This is a genomic window from Methylobacterium mesophilicum (assembly GCF_036441335.1).
Taxonomy (GTDB): Bacteria; Pseudomonadota; Alphaproteobacteria; order Rhizobiales; family Beijerinckiaceae; genus Methylobacterium; species Methylobacterium mesophilicum_B.
Genome location: NZ_MLBW01000001.1, coordinates 281,355 through 301,941 on the forward strand (window position 1 = coordinate 281,355; position 20,587 = coordinate 301,941).

Annotated in this window: 24 protein-coding genes; 9 read left to right on the forward strand and 15 right to left on the reverse strand. The window is 71.0% G+C overall.

From position 1 onward, the window contains the following. Window positions 1-22: 22 nt before the first annotated feature. The 7 genes from MMR14E_RS01290 to mdcA all read right to left on the reverse strand — a co-directional run bounded on the left by MMR14E_RS01290 (window position 23) and on the right by mdcA (window position 6,575). A complete protein-coding gene (locus MMR14E_RS01290) occupies window positions 23-1,483 on the reverse strand; it encodes an aldehyde dehydrogenase (RefSeq protein WP_331312494.1) in 1,461 nt (486 codons plus the stop codon). A gap of 7 nt (window positions 1,484-1,490) precedes the next feature. Next, on the reverse strand, window positions 1,491-2,474 hold the full coding sequence (gene gmd, locus MMR14E_RS01295) for a GDP-mannose 4,6-dehydratase (protein ID WP_331312449.1): 984 nt from the start codon (window positions 2,472-2,474) through the stop codon (window positions 1,491-1,493). A 140-nt stretch (window positions 2,475-2,614) separates the two neighbouring features. Continuing rightward, on the reverse strand, window positions 2,615-2,950 hold the full coding sequence (locus tag MMR14E_RS01300; protein WP_331312451.1) for a hypothetical protein: 336 nt from the start codon (window positions 2,948-2,950) through the stop codon (window positions 2,615-2,617). Next, the gene (mdcE, locus tag MMR14E_RS01305) at window positions 2,943-3,659 is read right to left on the reverse strand and encodes a biotin-independent malonate decarboxylase subunit gamma (RefSeq protein WP_331312452.1); all 717 of its coding nucleotides are present in this window, start codon (window positions 3,657-3,659) and stop codon (window positions 2,943-2,945) included. The genes MMR14E_RS01300 and mdcE overlap by 8 nt, the downstream gene beginning before the upstream one ends. Further along, the gene (locus MMR14E_RS01310; protein WP_331312453.1) at window positions 3,646-4,578 is read right to left on the reverse strand and encodes a biotin-independent malonate decarboxylase subunit beta; all 933 of its coding nucleotides are present in this window, start codon (window positions 4,576-4,578) and stop codon (window positions 3,646-3,648) included. The genes mdcE and MMR14E_RS01310 overlap by 14 nt, the downstream gene beginning before the upstream one ends. Before the next feature lie 2 nt (window positions 4,579-4,580). After that, the gene (gene mdcC, locus MMR14E_RS01315) at window positions 4,581-4,889 is read right to left on the reverse strand and encodes a malonate decarboxylase acyl carrier protein (RefSeq protein WP_331312455.1); all 309 of its coding nucleotides are present in this window, start codon (window positions 4,887-4,889) and stop codon (window positions 4,581-4,583) included. Between the two features lie 39 nt (window positions 4,890-4,928). Further along, window positions 4,929-6,575, reverse strand: coding sequence for a malonate decarboxylase subunit alpha (mdcA, locus tag MMR14E_RS01320; RefSeq protein ID WP_331312456.1), 1,647 nt, complete (start codon window positions 6,573-6,575; stop codon window positions 4,929-4,931). A 227-nt stretch (window positions 6,576-6,802) separates the two neighbouring features. On the opposite strand from mdcA, the gene madL reads away from it, so the two are divergent. From madL to MMR14E_RS01335, 3 genes are all read left to right on the forward strand, one after another. After that, entirely contained in the window at window positions 6,803-7,261 is a 459-nt protein-coding gene (gene madL / locus MMR14E_RS01325; RefSeq protein WP_331312458.1) for a malonate transporter subunit MadL, read from the forward strand. 5 nt (window positions 7,262-7,266) lie between these two features. Continuing rightward, window positions 7,267-8,043 (forward strand): malonate transporter subunit MadM, encoded by a 777-nt coding sequence (madM, locus tag MMR14E_RS01330; RefSeq protein ID WP_331312460.1) that lies wholly within the window; start codon window positions 7,267-7,269, stop codon window positions 8,041-8,043. A gap of 122 nt (window positions 8,044-8,165) precedes the next feature. Beyond that, window positions 8,166-8,834: a GntR family transcriptional regulator gene (locus MMR14E_RS01335; RefSeq protein ID WP_020091534.1), complete on the forward strand. Its 669-nt coding sequence runs from the start codon at window positions 8,166-8,168 to the stop codon at window positions 8,832-8,834. Between the two features lie 107 nt (window positions 8,835-8,941). On the opposite strand, the gene MMR14E_RS01340 is transcribed toward MMR14E_RS01335, so the two are convergent. Then, on the reverse strand, window positions 8,942-9,313 hold the full coding sequence (locus MMR14E_RS01340) for a cell division protein ZapA (protein ID WP_331312461.1): 372 nt from the start codon (window positions 9,311-9,313) through the stop codon (window positions 8,942-8,944). A gap of 42 nt (window positions 9,314-9,355) precedes the next feature. Then, complete coding sequence (locus tag MMR14E_RS01345; RefSeq protein WP_331312462.1) at window positions 9,356-9,640, reverse strand: DUF4164 family protein; 285 nt, start codon at window positions 9,638-9,640, stop codon at window positions 9,356-9,358. Between the two features lie 451 nt (window positions 9,641-10,091). On the opposite strand from MMR14E_RS01345, the gene gap reads away from it, so the two are divergent. The 6 genes from gap (at window position 10,092) to MMR14E_RS01375 (ending at window position 16,145) form a co-directional block, all read left to right on the forward strand. Further along, the gene (gene gap / locus MMR14E_RS01350; RefSeq protein WP_012317185.1) at window positions 10,092-11,096 is read left to right on the forward strand and encodes a type I glyceraldehyde-3-phosphate dehydrogenase; all 1,005 of its coding nucleotides are present in this window, start codon (window positions 10,092-10,094) and stop codon (window positions 11,094-11,096) included. Window positions 11,097-11,185: 89 nt separating this feature from the next. Further along, a complete protein-coding gene (locus MMR14E_RS01355) occupies window positions 11,186-11,680 on the forward strand; it encodes a hypothetical protein (RefSeq protein WP_331312463.1) in 495 nt (164 codons plus the stop codon). Between the two features lie 35 nt (window positions 11,681-11,715). Further along, window positions 11,716-12,918: a phosphoglycerate kinase gene (locus MMR14E_RS01360; protein ID WP_331312464.1), complete on the forward strand. Its 1,203-nt coding sequence runs from the start codon at window positions 11,716-11,718 to the stop codon at window positions 12,916-12,918. 442 nt (window positions 12,919-13,360) lie between these two features. After that, window positions 13,361-14,431 carry a class II fructose-bisphosphate aldolase gene (gene fba, locus MMR14E_RS01365; protein WP_331312465.1) on the forward strand — a complete coding sequence of 357 codons (1,071 nt, stop codon included), beginning with the start codon at window positions 13,361-13,363 and terminating at the stop codon, window positions 14,429-14,431. Window positions 14,432-14,451: 20 nt separating this feature from the next. Beyond that, entirely contained in the window at window positions 14,452-15,096 is a 645-nt protein-coding gene (locus MMR14E_RS01370) for a thiamine phosphate synthase (RefSeq protein WP_331312466.1), read from the forward strand. Continuing rightward, window positions 15,093-16,145: a tetratricopeptide repeat protein gene (locus MMR14E_RS01375; protein WP_331312467.1), complete on the forward strand. Its 1,053-nt coding sequence runs from the start codon at window positions 15,093-15,095 to the stop codon at window positions 16,143-16,145. The genes MMR14E_RS01370 and MMR14E_RS01375 overlap by 4 nt, the downstream gene beginning before the upstream one ends. Window positions 16,146-16,149: 4 nt before the next feature. Here MMR14E_RS01375 and MMR14E_RS01380 read toward each other — a convergent pair whose 3' ends face one another. The 6 genes from MMR14E_RS01380 to MMR14E_RS01405 all read right to left on the reverse strand — a co-directional run. Beyond that, window positions 16,150-16,590 (reverse strand): cupin domain-containing protein, encoded by a 441-nt coding sequence (locus MMR14E_RS01380; RefSeq protein ID WP_331312469.1) that lies wholly within the window; start codon window positions 16,588-16,590, stop codon window positions 16,150-16,152. Next, window positions 16,587-17,000: a carboxymuconolactone decarboxylase family protein gene (locus tag MMR14E_RS01385; protein ID WP_331312470.1), complete on the reverse strand. Its 414-nt coding sequence runs from the start codon at window positions 16,998-17,000 to the stop codon at window positions 16,587-16,589. Before MMR14E_RS01385 ends, MMR14E_RS01380 begins: the two co-directional genes overlap by 4 nt. 42 nt (window positions 17,001-17,042) lie before the next feature. After that, the gene (locus tag MMR14E_RS01390) at window positions 17,043-17,468 is read right to left on the reverse strand and encodes a DUF779 domain-containing protein (RefSeq protein ID WP_331312471.1); all 426 of its coding nucleotides are present in this window, start codon (window positions 17,466-17,468) and stop codon (window positions 17,043-17,045) included. A 212-nt stretch (window positions 17,469-17,680) separates the two neighbouring features. After that, entirely contained in the window at window positions 17,681-19,204 is a 1,524-nt protein-coding gene (adh, locus tag MMR14E_RS01395) for an aldehyde dehydrogenase (protein WP_331312472.1), read from the reverse strand. Window positions 19,205-19,498: 294 nt separating this feature from the next. Next, entirely contained in the window at window positions 19,499-19,846 is a 348-nt protein-coding gene (locus tag MMR14E_RS01400; protein ID WP_331312474.1) for a DUF3325 domain-containing protein, read from the reverse strand. Further along, window positions 19,843-20,587 (reverse strand): PepSY-associated TM helix domain-containing protein (locus MMR14E_RS01405; RefSeq protein WP_331312476.1); only part of this gene is annotated, 745 nt, incomplete at its 5' end. The genes MMR14E_RS01400 and MMR14E_RS01405, both read right to left, overlap by 4 nt.

Here is a 20,587-nt window from a genome sequence, read left to right on the forward strand (position 1 = left end):
GATCGCGGCGCGGCCCGCCGGCTCAGCGCATGACGAAGGGGTTCTCCGGCGCGTCGCGGCTCGTGGAGATCCAGACGCTCTTGGTCTCCAGGTACTCGCGGATCGACTCGATGCCGCTCTCGCGGCCGATGCCCGAGCGCTTCATGCCGCCGAACGGCATCATGTAGCTCACCGCCCGGTAGGTGTTCACCCAGACGGTGCCGGCCCGCAGCCCCTTCGACATGCGCATCGCGCGGCCGATATCCTGGGTCCAGACGCCGGCCGCGAGCCCGTAGATCACGTCGTTGCCGATCTTCAGCGCCTCGGCCTCGTCTTCGAAGCCGATGATCGACAGGACCGGGCCGAACACCTCCTCCTGGGCGATGCGCATGTCGTTGGTGACGCCCGTGAAGATCGTCGGCTCGACGAACTGGCCGCCGAGCACGCCGGGACCGGAGGCGGGTTTGCCGCCGAAGACGCAGCGCGCGCCCTCGCTCTCGGCCAGCGCGATGTAGTCGAGCACCTTCGTGTACTGGGGCGGCGTGGTGATCGGCCCGATATTGGTGTCGGCCTGCATCGGGTCGCCGAGCTTGGCGGTGCGGGCGAGCTCGATCAGGCGCTCGGTGAAATCCTGGCGGATGCTGTTCTGCACCAGCAGCCGCGAGCCGGCGATGCAGGTCTGCCCGGTGGCCGCGAAGATGCCCGAGATCGCCCCGGCGGCCGCCGCCTTCAGGTCGGCATCGGCGAAGACGATGTTGGGCGACTTCCCGCCGAGCTCCAGGGACACGCGCTTGATCTGGCGCGCGGCCGCCTCGTAGACCTTCGCGCCGGTGACGTCCGAGCCCGTGAAGGTGATCTTGGCGACGTCCGGATGCTCGACGATCGCGCTGCCGGCCTCGCCGCCGAAACCGGTGACGACGTTGAACATGCCGTCGGGCAGCCCGGCCTCCTTGGTCAGGCGGGCGAATTCCAGCGTGCTCGCGGAGGCGAACTCGGAGGGCTTCACCACGACCGCGCATCCGGCCGCGAGCGCGGGGGCGCATTTCCAGGCGACGAACAGGAGCGGCGAGTTCCACGCCGTCAGCGCCCCGACCACGCCGACCGGCTCGTGCCGGGTGAACGCGAAGGTCTCGGGCTTGTCGATCGGCACCTGGGCGCCCTCGACCTTGTCGGCGAGACCCGCGTAGTACCACCACCATTCCGGCTGGTAGCGGGTCTGGCCGTACATCTCGGCGAACAACTTGCCGTTGTCGCGTACCTCGACCTCGGCCAGCGCCTTGGCCTCGCGCTCGACGAGGTCGCCGATCCGGCGCAGGACCTTGCCGCGGGCCGACGCCGTCATGGTGGCCCAGGGGCCGTCCCACATGGCGCGCTTGGCGGCGGCCACCGCCCGGTCCACGTCAACGCGCCCGGCGCGCGGGATCCGGGCCCAGGGCTCGCCGCGATAGGGATCGATGGACTCGAACCACGAGCCCTCGACCGGATCGACGGACTGGCCGTCGATCGGCCGCTCAGGCGTTGGCGCTGAGGCGCTTGATGTCGGCGTCGACCATCTCGGTGATCAGCGCCTCGAGGCTGGTCTCGGCCTCCCAGCCGAAGGTCGCCTTGGCCTTGGCCGGGTTGCCCAGCAGCACCTCGACCTCCGCCGGGCGGAACAGCGCCGGGTCGACGATCAGGTGGTCGTCCACCGTCAGGCCGACATGCTTGAACGCGATCGCGCACATGTCCCGCACCGTCGTGGTCCGGCCGGTCGCGATCACGTAGTCGTCCGGCCGGTCCTGCTGCAGCATCAGCCACATCGCCTGCACGTAGTCCCGGGCGTGGCCCCAGTCGCGCTTGGCGTCGATGTTGCCCAGCCGCAGCTCCTTCTGCTTCCCGAGCTTGATCCGCGCCACCGCGTCGGTCACCTTGCGGGTGACGAACTCGACGCCGCGCAGCGGGCTCTCGTGGTTGAACAGGATCCCGTTCGACGCGTGCAGCCCGAAGCTCTCGCGGTAGTTGATCGTCATCCAGTGCGCGTACAGCTTGGCCACGCCGTAGGGCGAGCGCGGGTAGAACGGCGTCGACTCGCTCTGCTCGGCCTCCTGGATCAGGCCGAACATCTCCGAGGTCGAGGCCTGGTAGTAGCGCGCCTGGGGCGCCGCCGAGCGCAGGCATTCCAGCATGTGCACCGCGCCGAGGCCGGTCACCTGCCCGGTCAGCAGCGGCTGCTGCCAGGACGAGGTCACGAACGACTGGGCCGCGAGGTTGTAGATCTCGTCGGGCTTGGCGGCCTGGACGATGCGCAGCAGGGCCGAGAGGTCGAGCAGGTTGCCGTCGACCAGCTCGACATCGTCGAGGATGCCGAGCCACTTCAACCGGTGATCGAAAACGCCGGCGTGGCTCGAGCGCCGCACGATCCCGGTGACCGCGTAGCCCTTCTGCAGGAGCAGCTGCGCCAGATACGCGCCGTCCTGGCCCGTCACTCCCGTGATCAGCGCTCGCTTGGCCGTCATGAACCCGTCCCGTCCCGAAGATGCCCGGCTGCTACGACCGCCTGGCGACCAACTATCTCGCCGCCGTCTGCCTCGCCGCCACCGTCCGCTACTGGTTATGAGTCCGGACGCTAAGCTACTTAGCAGCGGGGCCTCAAAAATTATCGAGCCACCACAATGACATAAGTGTTCGCATTTTGTTCGAACTGGCGCGCGGCGGCCTCGGCGAGAGTCACCACCGGAGCGGGCGCCAGCGCCGATGCCGGWAGGGCGAGCCCGATCCGCCGCTTGCCGTCCGCCGGCGGCAGCGGCAGTCCGAGCGGCACCGCGTCGCCGGTCTCCCCGGGGACGCGGCGGCGGACGATCAGCGGCCGTCCCGCAGCGGCCCAGCCCTCCAGATGCGGGAGGGCGCCGAGATCGGGCCGGTCCGCGTGCCACGCCGACCAGGCCGCCGGATCGACCCGGACGAGGTCGTGGCGTCGGAACGGCTCAGCCAAGGCGGGCCTGGTCGGCCACGGCCGCGGCGACGGTGCGCGCGACCGGACGACCGCCGCGCTCGGCGCCCAGCCGGTCGCGGGTATCCTCTGCCGGCATCGTGTCGATCACCGCGCGGATCTGGGCCTCGAGAGGCCGGTCCGGGTCCAGAACCACGTGGACGGCGCCTGTCGCCACCATATTGTCGAGGCCGGGCGCGAAGACGGGCGTCGACTTCGCCATGTCCTCCAGCCTGTCGAGGGGCAGCTTGGTCACCCGCGCGACGGACGGCAGGTCCATCACGCTCGGATTCGCCCCGGGCAGGGCCGCGAGGACGCGCGTCGCGAGCGCCGTGGCGATGAAGGCGCCGGCGGCGGAGTGGCCGTAGATCAGCCCGATCGTCGGATGGCCTGCCCGGTCCGCCAGGAGCAGCGCCTTGGCGAGATGCGCGAGGCACTCGTTGAGGCCAAGCAGTTCGTCGCGGCGGCTCATGCGCTGGCTGTCGGAATCCACCGCCACGAGGATCGGCGCGCGGTCGCCGGCCCGGACGGCGTCGAGCACCGCGCGCGACAGGGCCAGCGCCCCGTCGACGCCCAGCGGCGTGTCGCCGTCGACGCCGACCACGTGCATCCGGCCGTCCGCAAACGGGCCGGTGCCGGTCACGAGGCCGTCGCGCACCGCGACCGCGTGCCCCTGCGGGAACAGGGAGGCGAGGATCTCAGCGAGCGTCATGGTCGGCCTCCGGGCTCCGGGCCACGGTCTCGTCGAAGGCGGGCGTGTCCATAGCCGGCACTGCGTCGGGATCGTTCACGCCGAGGCGTGCCCAGACCTCTGTGGCGTCGCGGCAATCGCCGAACCGCTCGATCCGGGCCTCGAGGCGCGCCTGCTCGGCCTCCAGGGTCGATAGGTCGAAGGCCGGCGCTCGGCCGACGAGGTCGCGGGCGGCCGCGCGGAAGGCCCCGACCCTGTCGGCGCAGAAGGCGTCGGCGCCTCCGATCAGGCGGCGGTGCTTGCCACCCATGGTCCGCCAGACCAGCGCGCGGTCGCGGGAATCGAACTCCTCTGCGCCCTTGTTGGTCTCGATCACCTCGGGGCCGGAGACCGAGATGCGCCCGCTCTCCGACACGGCCAGCCGCGAGCAGGTGCCGGCGATGAGGCCGCCGCCGCCGTAGCAGCCGGCCCGGCCGCCGATCAGTCCGACGACCGGGATGCCGGCCGCGCGCGCGTCGACGATCGCCCGCATCGTCTCGGCGATGGCCGTCTCGCCGGCATTGGCTTCCTGCAGGCGGACGCCGCCGGTGTCGAACAGGATGAGGACCGCCCTCGGCCTCAGCTCCAGGGCCGCGCGGAGCAGGCCGACCAGCTTGCCGCCGTGAACCTCGCCGAAGGCACCGCCCATGAAGCGGCCCTCCTGGGCGGCGACCAGGACCGGGTCGCCGTCGAGGCGCGCGCTCCCGACGACGATGCCGTCGTCGAAGGCGCGGGGCAGGTCGAAGAGCGGCAGGTGCGGGCTCATGCACCGCTCGGTCGGCGGCAGGAACTCGCGGAAGCTGCCCGGATCGGTCAGCGCGAGCACGCGCTGGCGGGCGCTGGCCTCGTACCAGCTCAGGGCGTCCGGATCGTTGCGCGCGGCGGCGCGGTCGCCAGCCATGGTCAGGCCTCCATCAGCCGCGCACCCTGGAGCAGGCGCAGCGACACGGTGTCGGGGCGGGCGCCGCCGTCGTTGATGCTGATGCGGACTCCGCCCGGCTGTGCCCGGGCGACGAAATCGGCAACCACCGCCTCCCAGACGTCGCCGTAGCCGGCGATCGGGGTCTCGATGGCCACCTCGCAGGCATCCGGCGGCAGGACGCGCTCGAGCAGGATCTCCAGGTTGCCGGAGGCGACGACGCCGGTGATCGCGCTCGGCACCGAGCCGGCGAGCGGCTTCGCGGTGGCGTGGCGGAAGGTCAGGGATTCCATCGCCGGCTCCTCGAAAGCGGATTCGTCATCGCGCCGCGCTCACCAGTTCCGGAACCGGGCCGGAGGTTCGTAGAGCCCGCCGGACCAGTGCACGAGGTCCTTAATCGACTTCGCGGCGAGCAGCGCGCGGTCGGCGTCGAGCGGCTCGATGCCCAGATCCTCCGGGCGACGGATGACGCCCCGGGCGCGCAGGTCCTCGACCTTCGCCCGGTCGCGGCCGCGCCCCACCTCGGTATAGCCGGCCACGCCGCGGATCGCCTGCTCGCGCTCGTCGGCGTCCCGGCAGAGCAGCAGGTTGGCGATGCCCTCCTCAGTGACGATGTGCGTGACGTCGTCGGCGTAGATCATCACCGGCGCCAGCTCGAGGCCGATCTTCCGCGCCAGCTCGAGGGCGTCGAGCTTCTCCACGAAGGTCGGGACCAGCTTGTCGCCGAAGGTCTCGACCAGCTGCACCACGAGCTTGCGCCCGCGCATCAGCGCCGGGTCGCCGACGATCTGGCCCTCGCGGCCGGCCTTCATCCAGGCGTCGGAGGGGTGGCGGCGACCGTGCGGGTCCGAGCCCATGTTGGGCGCGCCGCCGAAGCCCGCCACCCGCGACTGGGTGATGGTCGAGGAATGGCCCATCAGGTCGATCTGCAGCGTCGCGCCGATGAACATGTCGCAGGCGTAGAGGCCGGCGGTCTGGCAGAACGCCCGGTTCGAGCGCAGGCTCCCGTCGGCACCGGTGAAGAAGATGTCGGGCCGCTCGCGGATGTAGCGGTCCATCCCGACCTCGGAGCCGAAGCAGTGGACCTGCTTGACCCAGCCGGACTCGATCGCCGGGATGAGGGTCGGGTGCGGGTTGAGCGCCCAGTGGGTGGCGATCTGGCCCTTGAGGCCGAGCTTCTCGCCGTAGGTCGGCAGCAGCAGCTCGATCGCCGCCGTGCCGAAACCGATGCCGTGGTTGAGCCGCTTGATGCCGTACTCGGCGTAGATGCCCTTGATCGCCATCATGGCGATCAGGATCTGCGTCTCGGTCATCGCCGCCGGGTCGCGGGTGAAGAGCGGCTCCACGTAGAAGGGCTTGTCGGCCTCGACCACGAAGTCGATCCGGTCGCCCGGGATGTCGACCCGCGGGACGGTGTCGACGATCTCGTTGACCTGCGCCACCACGACGCCGTTCTTGAAGGCGGTCGCCTCCACCACAGTCGGCGTGTCCTCGGTGTTCGGCCCGGTATACAGGTTGCCGTCCCGGTCGGCCGAGACGCCGGCGATCAGCGCCACGTTGGGCGTCAGGTCGACGAAGTAGCGGGCGAACAGCTCCAGGTAGGTGTGCACCGCCCCGAGCGCGATCTGGCCGCCGTAGAGCATCTTGGCGATGCGGGCACCCTGCGGGCCGGAGTACGAGTAGTCGAGCCGCTTGGCGATCCCGGTCTCGAACACGTCGAGATGCTCGGGCAGCACGATCCCCGACTGGACCATGTGCAAATCGTGGATCTTCCCGGGATCGCAGGCGCTCAGGCCGCGGGCGAGGCAGTCGGCCTGCTTCTGGTTGTCGCCCTCGAGGCAGACGCGGTCGCCGGGCCGCAGGATCGCCTCCAGCAGGTCGACTACGGCCCCGGCCGGCACGACCTTGCCGCCCGCGTGGGCGCGCCCCGCCGCGATCCGCGCGTCGCGGGCCTGCCTCTCACCGCGCCACTCGCCCATCCGCCTGCTCCAACCGGTAGACCGGGCCCCATCTAGCGACCGGTCTGGTATTTTCAAACCGGTCTCAATCACAGTTTCGTATACGGGATTGCGCGCCTGTCAATATCTTGCATACTTCGAGCAACGGCCCCCGAGGCCGATCCGGGAAGGGAACGCGCCATGCTGCACGCGTCCACACGGTCGTCGGATGCGGCCGGAAATGCCGCTCCGGTGAACGGGCAACGCCGATGATCGTCCTCGGTGTCGCGCTGCTCGCGGCCTGCACGCTGATCGGCGTGTATCTCGGCGACCTCCTCGGCCTCGCCCTCGGCGTGAAGGCCAATGTCGGCGGCGTCGGCATCGCCATGATCCTGCTCATCGCCGCGCGCCTGTGGCTGTCCCGCCGGGGCCGACTGACCAAGGGCGTCCAGTTCGGCGTCGAGTTCTGGGCGGGGATGTACATCCCGATCGTCGTCGCCATGGCGGCCCAGCAGAACGTCGTCGCGGCCGTGAGCGGCGGCCCGATCGTGCTGATCGCGGCGACCGGTTCCCTGGTCCTGTGCTTCGGCGCCGTCGCCCTGCTCAGCCGGATCGGCCGGCGCGATCACGGCAGCGGCGCCGTCGCGCATGGCGGCTCCGTGATCGGCGGCGACGCCGAGCCCGAAGCGGCGGCGCCGGCCGCCGCGCCCGTCGCCAGGAAGGGGTGAGCGCCATGGGACACGACGTCTGGCACGGCATCGAGCACGTCTTCGTCGAGCAGAGCCTCGTGGCCGCCTTCGCGGTGGTCGGCGCGCTGATCCTGGTCTCGAACCTCGCCGCCAAGCACCTGACCAACGGCCGCGTCCACGGCTCCGCGATCGCGATCGTCCTGGGCCTGGTGCTCGCCTATGTCGGCGGCCTCTATACCGGCGGGAAGAAGGGCCTCGCCGACATCCCGGCGCTCGCCGGGATCGGCCTCATGGGCGGGGCGATGCTGCGCGACTTCGCCATCGTCGCCACGGCCTTCGAGGTGGACGTGATCGAGGCGCGGCGCGCGGGCCTGCTTGGCGTCCTCGCCCTCGCGCTGGGCACGATCCTGCCGTTCATCGTCGGCACCCTGACCGCCGTGGCCTTCGGCTACCACGACGCGGTCTCGATCACGACGATCGGCGCGGGGGCGATCACCTACATCGTCGGGCCCGTCACCGGCGCGGCGATCGGCGCGGATTCCACCGTGATCGCGCTGTCCATCGCCACCGGCGTGACCAAGGCGGTCATGGTGATGGTCGGAACGCCCCTGGTGGCCCGGCTGATCGGCCTCGACAACCCGCGCTCGGCCATGGCGTATGGCGGTCTGATGGGCACGGTCAGCGGGGTCGCGGGCGGCCTCGCGGCGACCGATCCGAAGCTCGTCCCCTACGGCGCGCTGACGGCGACGTTCCACACGGGCATCGGCTGCCTCGTCGGACCGTCGATCCTGTTCCTGACGGTGCGGGCCCTGGTCGGCTGACCCCGGGGCGTTCCGGCCTCCCGCTCGAAAAGCGGATCCGCGCGCGCGGATTAGGGTATGGCTTCGCATCGTCATCCCGAGGACTGGCAGGCGCCGCTCACGGGACGATCGAGGAACGGCGGATGCACGGGGACTTCCAGAAGATCGACAGCGGTCTGCTCTCGGACCGGATCCGCGACGCGCTCACCGACGCGATCGCGTCGGGGACGATCGCGGCCGGGACGGCCCTCGACGAGCAGAATCTCGCCGACCGCTACGGCGCGTCGCGCACACCCGTCCGGGAGGCGCTGCGCCAGCTCGCGGCCTCCGGCCTCGTCGAGATCCGGCCCCGGCGGGGCGTGGTGGTGGCGCGCCTGACGCCGCAGCGGATCGCCGACATGTTCGAGACGACCGCCGAGATCGAGGCGATGTGCGCCCGGCTGGCCACCTACCGGATGACGCCCCTCGAGCGCGGCGAGCTGATGGAGCTCCACGAAGAATCCGCCAAGGCGGTCGAGGCGGGCGACGTCGACGCCTACGACCGGTTCAACCGGGCCTTCCACGAGGCGCTCTACACGGCGACGCACAACGGCTTCATGGCCGAGCAGGCCCTGGCGATCCGCGAGCGGCTGGCCGCGTTCCGACGCACGCAGCTCCGCCACGCCGACCGGATCCGCCGCTCGCGGGAGGAGCACGGCGAGATCCTGTCGGCGATCGCCGAGGGGGACGGCGAGACGGCCGCCCGGCGCATGCGCGCCCACATGCTCCGGGCCGCCGCGGCGCTGGGGCGCTACATCGCCGAGACCGAGTGAGGCGGCGCGGGCCGGGCGGAGCGCCCCTGCGCCGCTGCGCGTCCGCGCGCCGCGATTCAGGCCCGCGGCGCCGAACCGCCNGCCGCTGCGCGTCCGCGCGCCGCGATTCAGGCCCGCGGCGCCGAACCGCCGAGGGCGTCGGCGAGCCGCCCGATGTGCTGGGCCGCCCGACCGATGCCGAACGCTGCCCGCTCGGCATCCTCCGCCCGCCCCCGTTCCGCGGTCTCGGCGGCGGCGCGCAGCTCCGCGACGCTACCTTCCAGCGCCGCGATCCGCGACCGCAGCTCGGCGAGCTCGTCGGCGATGGTCAGCGCCGCCATGACCTGCAGGCGCATGTCGCCGATCTCGCCGAAGCTCTCGCGCATCTCGGCGATGCGCCCGTCGAGGGTCGCGGCGAGGCCCGTGAGATGCGCCTCCTCCCCCTCGCCGCAGGCCATGCGGTAGCTGCGGCCGTCGATGGTCACGTTGATCTGCGGCAAGGATGGCTCCGCTGGTCGCTCCGACAGGCGTGGGCGATAGGGTCAGGCGCGTCCCAGCACATCCTGAACGGTCTCGATGGCCCGGTCGAGCCGGTGCCCGACCTCCCCGGTCGTCGCCGCGACCGTGGCGAGGCGGGCGCTCGCCGCGTCGAGGGCGGCGGCGAGCCGGGCCCGGTCCTCGTCCAGCAGGGCGAGTTCCGCGTCCCGGTCGTCGGGCTGCGCGTCGGTCTCGAGGCGGTGCTGGACGACGGCGTCGAGGCGGTTGATCGCCGCTTCGAGCTGGCTGAGCGCATCGTCGATGGAACGGGTCTCGGTCTCGTCGGCCATGGTTCTTCGTCTACCCCGACACGAAGCTTTCCGTCGAATGCAGGCGAAATTCCAGCGCGAAAACGCGTTCAATCCCCGATCGGGTCGCGGACCGAATGGATCGTCGCGATCCCTGTTTATTGGTCGGTGGATCGAAGGTCTTTGTCACAGCCGCGCGTTTGACAGGTCGAGGCTCCATGCTAGACAGCCGCGCGATCCCGAGAGGGACCGCGCGAGACATGCCGGAGGGCCGGTCCGCGACAGGTCCGAGGCCTCAGCCAGCACCGTCCGATCCGACGGTCACGGGCGTCGAAGCCCGGCCTCTCCCGGTCCGGTTCATCGCAGGTTCAAACCCGCCCGCCCAGATCGCGCCCGGCCCGGCCCGGACGGTATGGCGGGCCGCCGAGACCGCTCCGCGGACCGCCCCCTGAGGTCCGGCGCGCGGCGAGCCGCATCAGGAAGGAGTCACGCCGTGACGAAGGTTGCCATCAACGGGTTCGGGCGCATCGGCCGCAACGTCCTGCGCGCGATCGCGGAAGCCGGCCGCAGCGACATCGAGGTCGTGGCGATCAACGATCTCGGCCCGGTGGAGACCAACGCCCACCTGCTCCGCTACGACTCGGTGCACGGCCGCTTCCCAGGCGAGGTCGCCGTGGACGGCGAGTTCCTGGTGGTGAACGGCAAGCGCATCAAGGTCACGGCCGTGCGCAACCCGGCCGAGCTGCCGCACCGCGACCTCGGCGTCGACATCGCGCTGGAATGCACCGGCATCTTCACCTCGAAGGACAAGGCGAAGGCCCATCTCGACGCCGGCGCCAAGCGCGTCCTCGTCTCGGCCCCGGCCGACGGCGCCGACCTGACGGTGGTCTACGGCGTCAATCACGACAAGCTCACGGGCGAGCACCACGTCGTGTCGAACGCCTCCTGCACCACGAACTGCCTCGCCCCGGTGGCGAAGGTCCTGGACGAGGCCGTCGGCATCGAGCGCGGCTTCATGACCACGATCCACTCCTACACGAACGACCAGCCCTCGCTGGACCAGATGCACAAGGATCTCTACCGGGCCCGCGCCGCGGCGCTCTCGATGATCCCGACCTCGACCGGCGCCGCCAAGGCCGTCGGCCTCGTGCTCCCGGAGCTCAAGGGCAAGCTCGACGGCACCGCGATCCGCGTGCCGACCCCGAACGTCTCGGCGGTGGACCTCGTGTTCACGGCCAAGCGGGCGACCACGGTCCAGGAGATCAACGACGCGATCAAGGCCGCCGCCTCCGGTCCGCTCAAGGGCGTCCTCGGCGTCACCGACCGGCCGAACGTCTCGATCGACTTCAACCACGATCCGCACTCGTCGACCTTCCACCTCGACCAGACCAAGGTCATGGACGGCGTGCTGGTCCGCATCCTGACCTGGTACGACAACGAGTGGGGCTTCTCGAACCGCATGGCCGACACGGCCGTGGCGATGGCCAAGCTCATCTGAGCCGGACTGCAGCGGTCGCCGCCTCCTGAGAGGCCGGCGACCGCACCTCTCTTCGGACGGCCTTTCTTCGAACCAGGGACTCTCCAGGGATGACCGACGCTTCGCAGGGCACGTCGAGCGGGCCGGCTGCCGTGCCGCCCGCCCCCAGGCCGGCTCCGCCGCCGCCCACCACCCCGACCGCACCACCTCCCGTAGCGACGGCCGCACCTGCCTCGTCCGCGGTCCCGTCCCACGCGCTCCCGGCCAACCAGCTCTTCGATCAGCTCGCCCGCATCGAGGACAAGTGCTCGCGCATCGAGGACAAGTACGCCCGTTCCGAGGCGCTGCTGTCCCGGGTCGAGGACAAGGTCGAGAACGCCGCGAACCGGATGAACGAATCCGCGCGCCAGTCCGACCTCGCGGCGCTCCGCACGGAGATGCGCGGCCTCGCCGAGCGCACCCGGCGCCTGCCCGGGACCGGCGCCCTCGTCCTCACCGCCGTGATCACCGCCATCTTGACCGTGGTCCTGATGGTCGCCGTCCAGCGGCTCAACCTCGACCGCCTGCTGCCGCAGCGGGCCACCATCGGCACGACCGCGCAGTAATCGCCCTCGCCTCGCACAGGACCGCACCAGACCGCATGAGCGCCTTCCGCACCCTCGACGACGCCGGCTCCCTCAAGGGCAAGCGGGTCCTCATGCGCGTCGACCTGAACGTGCCCATGGAGAACGGGCGGGTGACCGACGCGACCCGCATCGAGCGCGTCGCGCCGACGATCCGCGAGGTTTCCGAGCAGGGCGCCAAGGTGATCCTTCTGGCCCATTTCGGCCGGCCGAAGGGCAAGCGCGAGCCGAAGGACTCGCTGGAGCCGGTGGTTCCGGCGCTGAGCGCCGCTCTGGGGCGCAGCGTCGCGTTCGCGGCGGACTGCGTCGGCGACGCGGCCGCGCAGGCGGTGGCGTCGCTGAAGGACGGCGACGTCCTCCTCCTCGAGAATACCCGCTACCACGCCGGCGAGGAGAAGAACGACGCGGCCTTCGCGGACGCCCTGGCGGCGAACGGCGACGTGTACGTCAACGAGGCCTTCTCGGCGGCCCACCGCGCCCACGCCTCGACCGAGGGTCTGGCGCACCGGCTACCGGCCTATGCCGGACGCGAGATGCAGGCCGAACTCGACGCGCTGACCAAGGGCCTGGAATCGCCCCAGCGCCCGGTGATCGCGCTGGTCGGCGGGGCCAAGGTCTCCTCCAAGATCGATCTCCTCGAGAATCTCGTCGCCAAGGTCGACATGCTGGTGATCGGCGGCGGCATGGCCAACACGTTCCTGCACGCGCAGGGCAAGGCCGTGGGCAAGTCTCTCTGCGAGAAGGATCTCGCCGAGACCGCCACGCGCATCCTCGCGGCGGCCGAGAAGGCCGGCTGCCGGATCATCCTGCCGGTCGACGCGGTCGCCGCCACCGAGTTCAAGGCGCAGGCCCCCCACGAGACCGTGCCGGTCGATGCTGTACCGGACACGAGCATGATCCTCGATGCCGGTCCGCGGTCGGTCGCGGAGATCAACGCCGCCATCGACGGCGCCAAGACCCTGGTCTGGAACGGTCCGCTGGGCGCCTTCGAGCTCACCCCGTTCGACGCCGCGACCGTGGCCGCCGCCGCGCACGCGGCCGCGCGGACGAAGGCCGGCCAGCTCGTCTCCGTGGCGGGCGGCGGCGACACGGTGGCCGCGCTCAACCATGCCGGCGTGGCGCGGGACTTCACCTACGTCTCGACCGCCGGCGGCGCGTTCCTCGAATGGCTGGAAGGCAAGGCCCTCCCGGGCGTCGAGGCTCTGCGGGCGAAGGGCTGAGACGGCCGCCTTGCTCTCCTCCCCCTCCGACAAGGCCCTATCTAGGGGGCCGGCCCCCATCAGCCGCGGGGCCGAGTCGATGGGTGACGCCGTGCTGAACGCGACCTTCGAGATCCTGACGCGCTTCGACGGGCTCCAGGCCCGGACCGACCGCCCGGATCGCGGCCCGCGCGCGGGTCACCGGAATGCGGCCCGCACGCTGTTGATGCCGGCCATGACGGGCGGGTTCGGCGGGCGCGTCAGCGCGCTCGAGGACCGCGTCGCGACCCCGGAGCGCCGGAGCGGGTGCAGGTCATCCGCCGAAAGAATGCCCTGCGCCGCGTCGGAGATTGACCGAAAGCGAGGCACTCGGCAGAGCCACACGACACAGCTCAGCTGAGCGCCTGACGGCGGTTCCGGCGATCGGGCGGACGACGAAACGGGAAACGGGAAGACACGCACGATGGCACGCATCACCCTCCGGCAGCTCCTCGATCACGCCGCTGAGTACGAGTACGGCGTGCCCGCCTTCAACCTGAACAACATGGAGCAGGGGCTCGCCATCATGGCGGCCGCCGATGCCACCGACTCGCCGGTGATCCTCCAGGCGAGCCGCGGCGCCCGCGCCTACGCCAACGACGTCGTGCTGGCCAAGCTGATCGACGGCCTCGTCGAGATCTACCCGCACATCCCGGTCTGCATGCATCTCGACCACGGCAACAACGAAGCCACCTGCGCCACCGCCATCCAGTACGGCTTCACCTCGGTGATGATGGACGGCTCGCTGAAGGCCGACGGCAAGACCCCGGCCGACTACAACTACAACGTCGAAATCACCCGCAACGTCACCAAGATGGCCCACTGGGCCGGCGTCTCGGTCGAGGGCGAGTTGGGCGTGCTCGGCTCGCTCGAGAGCGGCCAGGGCGAGGCGGAGGACGGCCACGGCGCCGAGGGCACCCTGAGCCACGACCAGCTCCTGACCGACCCGGACGAGGCGGTGAAGTTCGTCGAGGCCACCAAGGTGGACGCGCTGGCGGTCGCCATGGGCACGAGCCACGGCGCCTACAAGTTCACCCGCAAGCCCGACGGCGAGGTGCTGGCGATGAACGTGATCGAGGAGATCCACCGCCGCCTGCCGACGACCCACCTCGTCATGCACGGCTCCTCGTCGGTGCCGCAGGATCTGCAGGACATCATCAACCAGTACGGCGGCCAGATGAAGCCGACCTGGGGCGTCCCGGTCGAGGAGATCCAGCGCGGCATCAAGCACGGCGTGCGCAAGATCAACATCGACACCGACAACCGCATGGCGATGACCGGTCAGATCCGGAAGGTACTCACCGAGAACCCCTCCGAATTCGACCCACGCAAGTACCTGAAGCCCGCCATGGAAGCGATGACGAAGCTCTGCAAGCAGCGCTTCGAGGAGTTCAACACGGCCGGCAAGGGCGCGAAGATCCGCCCGATCTCGGTTGCCGAGATGGCCAAGCGCTACGCCAGCGGCGCGCTCGACCCGAAGATCGGCCCGCAGTAGGGCGGGGATTATCGGCTCCGATGAGCAACAGCCCTCAGCTCGCCCTGCTCGGACCGCACGGTCTCGACGCGGACGGCATCGCGGATTTCGTGACGGCTCTGAAGACCGCCTGCGAAGCCGGCGACGTCGCCGCCGTGATCCTGAGGCTCGCCGCTACCGACGAGCGCGGGCTGACGGCCCGCGTCAAATCGGTCGCTCCGACCGTGCAGGAGCGCGGCGCGGCCCTGGTCGTCGCCTGCCCGGGCTTCACCGGCGACCTCGCCGCGGTGGCGATCCGCGGCGGGGCCGACGGTATCCACGTCGACAAGCCGCGTGACCTGAAGGATCTGCGCGGCCGGCTCCGGGACGGGCGCATCCTCGGCGCGGGCGGCCTGGAGACCAAGCACGGCGCGATGGAGGCCGGCGAGGCCGGAATCGATTACCTGATGTTCGGTGGCCTGTACCCGGACGGCGTCGCGCCCGAGGCGGAGACCGTGCGGGCCCGCGCCGCGTGGTGGGCCGAGATCTTCGAGACGCCGTGCATCGCGGTGGCGGCTGCCGCCGACGAGATCGCGCCTCTCGCCGCGACGGGTGCCGAGTTCGTCGGCCTGGAGAGCGCCCTCTGGCTGCGGGATCCGGGCGCGGTCGAGCTGGCCCAGCGCGCCGTCCGGGAGTCCGAGGCGTGAGGGGCCGCGACGCCCGTCGTCTGGCGGTCTTCGCCGGCGCCGCGCTGCTGGCGTCGCCGGCCTATGCGGCTTCGGGACCGGCCGATCCGGCCCGGACCGCGGCGCCCGGCTCGATCGGCCCCGCGGCGCAGACCGGCAAGTCGACGATGCCGGAATTGCCGAGCCCCTACACGCCGAACTACTCGCGCGGCGCCGTGCCGCCGGCGGGCGGCCAGCCTCCGGATTTCGCCTACGGCGCCTATCAGAAGGGCCAGTACGTCACCGCCTTCCGCGAGGCGACGAAGCGCATCGAGGCGAATCCCAAGGATGCCGCCGCCATGACGCTGCTCGGCGAGCTGTACAACCAGGGCCTCGGCGTGAAGCAGGACCCGGTCAAGGCGGCCGACTGGTATCGTTTGGCGGCCGCGCAGAACGACGCGTCCGCCATGGCCTCCCTGGGACTGATGGCCCTCGACGGTCGCGGGATGCCGAAGGACCCGAAGGCCGGGCGGCGCTGGCTCGAGCAGGCCACGGCCCACGGCTCGCCGACCGCGGCCTACAATCTCGGCCTGATCCTGATCGGCACCGGCGCCACGGCCGACGAGGCGGCGGCCGCCGCGCAGTTCCGCAAGGCGTCCGATGCCGAGATCGGCCCGGCCCAGCACGACCTGGGCGTGCTCTACCTGCAGGGGCGCGGCGTGCCGAAGGATCCGTCGAAGGCCGCGGAGCTGTTCCGGCGCGGCGCCGACAACGGCGATCTCGCGAGCGAGGTCGAGTACGCGATCCTGCTGTTCAACGGCACCGGCGTCACCAAGGACGAGCGGGCCGCCGCCCGGTACTTCCTGCACGCGGCCTCGCGCGGCAACGCCATCGCGCAGAACCGCGTCGCGCGGCTCTACGCGGTGGGCCGCGGCGTCGCCAAGAATCCCGTGGAGGCGGCGGCCTGGAATCTGGCCGCCGCCGGCCAGGGTCTGTCCGACGCGTGGCTGGACCAGACCCTCTCCGGGCTGTCGGCCGACGAGCGCACCCGGGCGGAGCGTCTCGCCAACGAGCGGATCGAGCAGCGCTGAGCCGCTAGGCCTCGGCCTTGGACCAGTCGACGCCAGCCTCGAGGTGAGGCAGCAGGACGACGCTCTCCTGCTCGTTCGGGTCCGTCCGGGCGATCACGGCCGTGACCGTCTCCGTCTGGCTGCGGTTGTAGGGCAGGTGCGGCACGTCGGCGGCGATGTAGACGAATTCGCCGGCGCCCGCGATCGCGTGGTTCTCCAGCCGCTCGCCCCAGAAGCAGCCCGACACGCCCGACAGCACGTAGATCGCCGTCTCGTGGTGTTCGTGCTTGTGGGCGTGAGCCCGCTCACCGGGCGGGATCTCGAGGAGCTGCATGTGCAGCGCCCGCGAACCCACGGCCTCGGCCGAGATCGCCGGACGGTAGATGTGCCCCTGCTTGCCGCGGAACGGCGCACTCTCGTGCACCACCCGGAACCCCTGCTTCTCCGTGCCGGACGCGGAACTCATGGATCTTCCTCCACTCTGAAGGCGGGATCGACGGGGATCTGCAGGCCGTTGACCAGCGCGTTGGTCTGGTTGGCCATCCCGACCACCGCCAGGAACTCGCCGTGCTGGGCCTCCGTCAAGCCCTTGGCCCGGGCGGCCGCGGTGTGGGAGTGGATGCAGTACGGGCAGCCATTGGCGATCGACACCGCGATGTAGACCAGTTCCTTGGTCAGGGGATCGAGGGTCCCGGGCCCCATGACAATCTTCAGGGTGGACCACGTCCGCTCGAGCAGCGCCGGATCGTTGGCGAGGCCGCGCCAGAAATTGTTGACGACGTCGGACCCGCGGGTCGCCCGGATGTCGGCGAAGACCGCGCGGACGCGCGGGTCTGCCTCGGCCTCGGCGTCGGACCAGAGTTTCACGGTCGCCACGACAGCTCCCTCACCACAGCCCCCTCCCCGCTGACCCCGACCTCAGAGCTTGCACGCCTCCTCGAGCGCCCGGTTCTCCGCCTCGGAGAACAGGCGCGAGCGGATGTGGAAGCGCTTCTCCCGCCCGTTCTCCAGGGAGAACATGCCGCCGCGGCCCGGCACTACGTCGAGGATCAGGTGCGTGTGCTTCCAGACCTCGAACTGCGAGCGGCTGATGAAGAAGTCCGCGCCCCCCACCGTGCCGAGATTCACGTCGCCGTCGCTCACCAGGAAGTCGCCCACCGGGTAGCACATGGGCGAGGAGCCGTCGCAGCAGCCGCCCGACTGGTGGAACATGACCGGGCCGTACTCACTCCGCAGCTCTTCGATCAGGGCGAGCGCCACCGGGGTCGCGGTGACCCGGAGGGGTGTCCCGTCGACGCCGGCCTGCTCGGCGACGTTGGCGTCGATAACCTGGTCCGAACTCATGCCGTCCTCCCTGTCGATGCCTGAATATGCGGTGGTCTCGGCCGGTTTCCACTGCGCGGCCCGCCGGATGCGGGCGCCGAACGGTCGCGTCGCGCGTCGCGTCGCCGGAGGGCGGGGATCACCGCCCGACGGACCGGGCGTCCGGGATCGAAAAAGCCCCGGCCTCTCGGCCGGGGCTGAAGTTGTCTCGGGGGGTTAACCCGGGAAGAGACTCAGAAGAACCCGAGCTTCTTGGCCGAGTAGCTGACCAGCATGTTCTTGGTCTGCTGGTAGTGATCGAGCATCATCTTGTGGGTCTCGCGGCCGATGCCGGACTGCTTGTAGCCGCCGAAGGCCGCGTGGGCCGGATAGGCGTGGTAGCAGTTCGTCCAGACCCGCCCGGCCTGGATCGCGCGGCCGAAGCGGTACGCACGGGTGCCGTCGCGGGTCCAGACGCCGGCGCCGAGGCCGTAGAGCGTGTCGTTGGCGATGGAGAGCGCCTCGGCGTCGTCCTTGAAGGTCGTGACCGACAGGACCGGCCCGAAGATCTCCTCCTGGAAGATGCGCATCTTGTTGTGGCCGCGGAACACCGTCGGCTTCACGTAGAAGCCTTCGGCGAACTCGCCGTCCTTGACGTTGCGCTCGCCGCCCGTGAGCAGCTGCGCGCCCTCCTGCCGGCCGATATCGATGTAGGAGAGGATCTTCTCCATCTGCTCGCCCGAGGCCTGGGCACCGATCATCGTGGCCGGATCGAGCGGCGAGCCCTGGGTGATCGCCTCGACGCGCTTCACCGCGCGCTCCATGAACCGGTCGTAGATCGACTCGTGCACGAGCGCGCGGCTCGGGCAGGTGCAGACCTCACCCTGGTTGAGGGCGAACATCGTGAAGCCCTCGAGGGCCTTGTCGAAGAAGTCGTCGTCCTCGTTCGCCACGTCGGCGAAGAAGATGTTCGGCGACTTGCCGCCGAGTTCCAGCGTGACCGGGATCAGGTTCTGCGACGCGTACTGCATGATGAGGCGGCCGGTGGTCGTCTCACCCGTGAAGGCGATCTTGGCGATCCGCGGCGACGAGGCGAGCGGCTTGCCGGCCTCGAGGCCGAAGCCGTTGACGATGTTCAGCACGCCCGGCGGCAGCAGGTCACCGATGATCTCGGCCAGCACCAGCACGGAGGCCGGGGTCTGCTCGGCCGGCTTCAGGACCACGCAGTTGCCGGCGGCGAGCGCCGGGGCGAGCTTCCACACCGCCATGAGGATCGGGAAGTTCCACGGGATGATCTGGCCGACGACGCCCAGCGGCTCGTGGAAGTGATAGGCGACCGTGTCGTGGTCGATCTCGGAGATCGACCCCTCCTGCGCCCGCACGCAGCCGGCGAAGTAGCGGAAATGATCGATGGCGAGCGGGATGTCGGCGTGGGTCGTCTCGCGGATCGGCTTGCCGTTGTCCCAGGTCTCGGCCAGCGCGAGCAGATCGAGGTTCTCCTCCATCCGGTCGGCCATCTTGAGCAGGATGCGGGCGCGCTCAGCCGGCGCCGTCTGGCCCCAGGCCTCCCGGGCGGCGTGGGCGGCGTCGAGGGCCTTCTCCACGTCCTGGGCGTCGGAGCGGGCGACCTCGCACACCACCTTCCCGGTGATCGGGGAGGTGTTCTCGAAATAGCGGCCGGCCGCGGGGGCGACCCACTGGCCGCCGATGAAGTTGTCGTAGCGGGCCGAGAAGGGCGACTTGACCTTCGAGTCGCCGAGGAATTCCGGCTTGTTCATCGCTATGTTCCCTCCGTAGGCCCCGGCCTCGCGAACCGCGGCTCTTGGGCTTAAGCTGGCGCTGGGGCGACCGATCGTCCGGGCCGCATCCGCTTCCGCTCTGTTCGCAGCCAATGGCTTTTGGCCTGCCGAATCAAGGTGGACTTTTGGCCAGTGCGCGAGTGCGCCGATCCTACGCGCTTCCTGGCGTCATCGCGAGCGGGCATAAATTCCCGGTCCGGACCGCGACCGGGCGGCGCCGACGGGGCGTCCCGCCGCCCAACGAATCACCGCGTCCGGCGACGGCGCCGCGGCTCAACCGAGGAGGACGAGCGGGACGGCCGCCGCCGCGAGCGGCAGAGCCGCCAGGGCCGCGCTCCGCAGCCAAGTCGGCCGATAGGCGATGATCGCGACCACGGCCAGGGCCGAGCCCGTCAGCGATCCGACCCACTGAACCGGGCCGAAATTCCAGCCCGCCGCCGCGATGGCCGCGGCGAACGAGAGACCGAGGCCGCACCACCCCGCGATCCGCAGGCTGCCGACCCGCCCCTTCGGCACGCCGACGCGGTAGGCGGCCCGGTGATGCCGGTCGAGGCTGAGGGCGAGGGCCGCGAAGCCCGAGAAGCTCAGGAGGAGGCTGAGCATCAGCGCGGCGGGTGTCATGCTTCGACCGTCCGTGACAGGCTGGCCTTGGCCGGGCGCGCCGCCGGGAGGGTCCGCCGTGCCGCGAGCCGGCATCCGATGCCCAGCGTCACGCCCACGGCCGCCATGGCCGCGTCGAAGGCGAGGAAGCGTTCCTGACCGACCAGGGCCGCGTCCACCAGCGGGATCGCGAGGAACGCGCAGGCCGGCACGGCCAGGGCCAGTGACCAAGCCCGCCGCCGCGGATACAGGGACCCGGCGAGCGCAGCGGCGACCCAGGCGGCGAGGAATGCGCGCACCTCCCAGTCCGCCCGGTCCCCGATCCCGTCGGGCAGCAACCGGTTCGCCAGGAAATACGCGGCGAGGCCCACCGGCAGACCCGCGATGGTGCCGAGGTTGAGGAGTCGCACCAGGCGCAGGCCGAAGCCCTCGGGATCCGCGCCCTTCGGCGCCCGCGCCACCGTCCACAGCACGAGGCCGCTCGCGACCGTGGCGGCGCCCATCAGGCCGCAGAGGAAGAACAGGAGGCGCAGGGGCGCGCTGGCGAAGTGCGCCTCGTGCAGCCCCGCCATCACGGCGCCGGTCCGGGTCGCCGCGCCGGCCTCGCCGACCCGGGCGATCTCCGCGCCGGTATCGGCCGCGTAGGCGATCTGCGGGTGCAGGTGTGCGAGCCCGCGCGGCTCCTCGAAATACGCCGTCACGGTGGCGCCCGCATCGCCGGGCTGGGTGACCAGCACCACCTCCGGCACCTCGCCGCCGGCC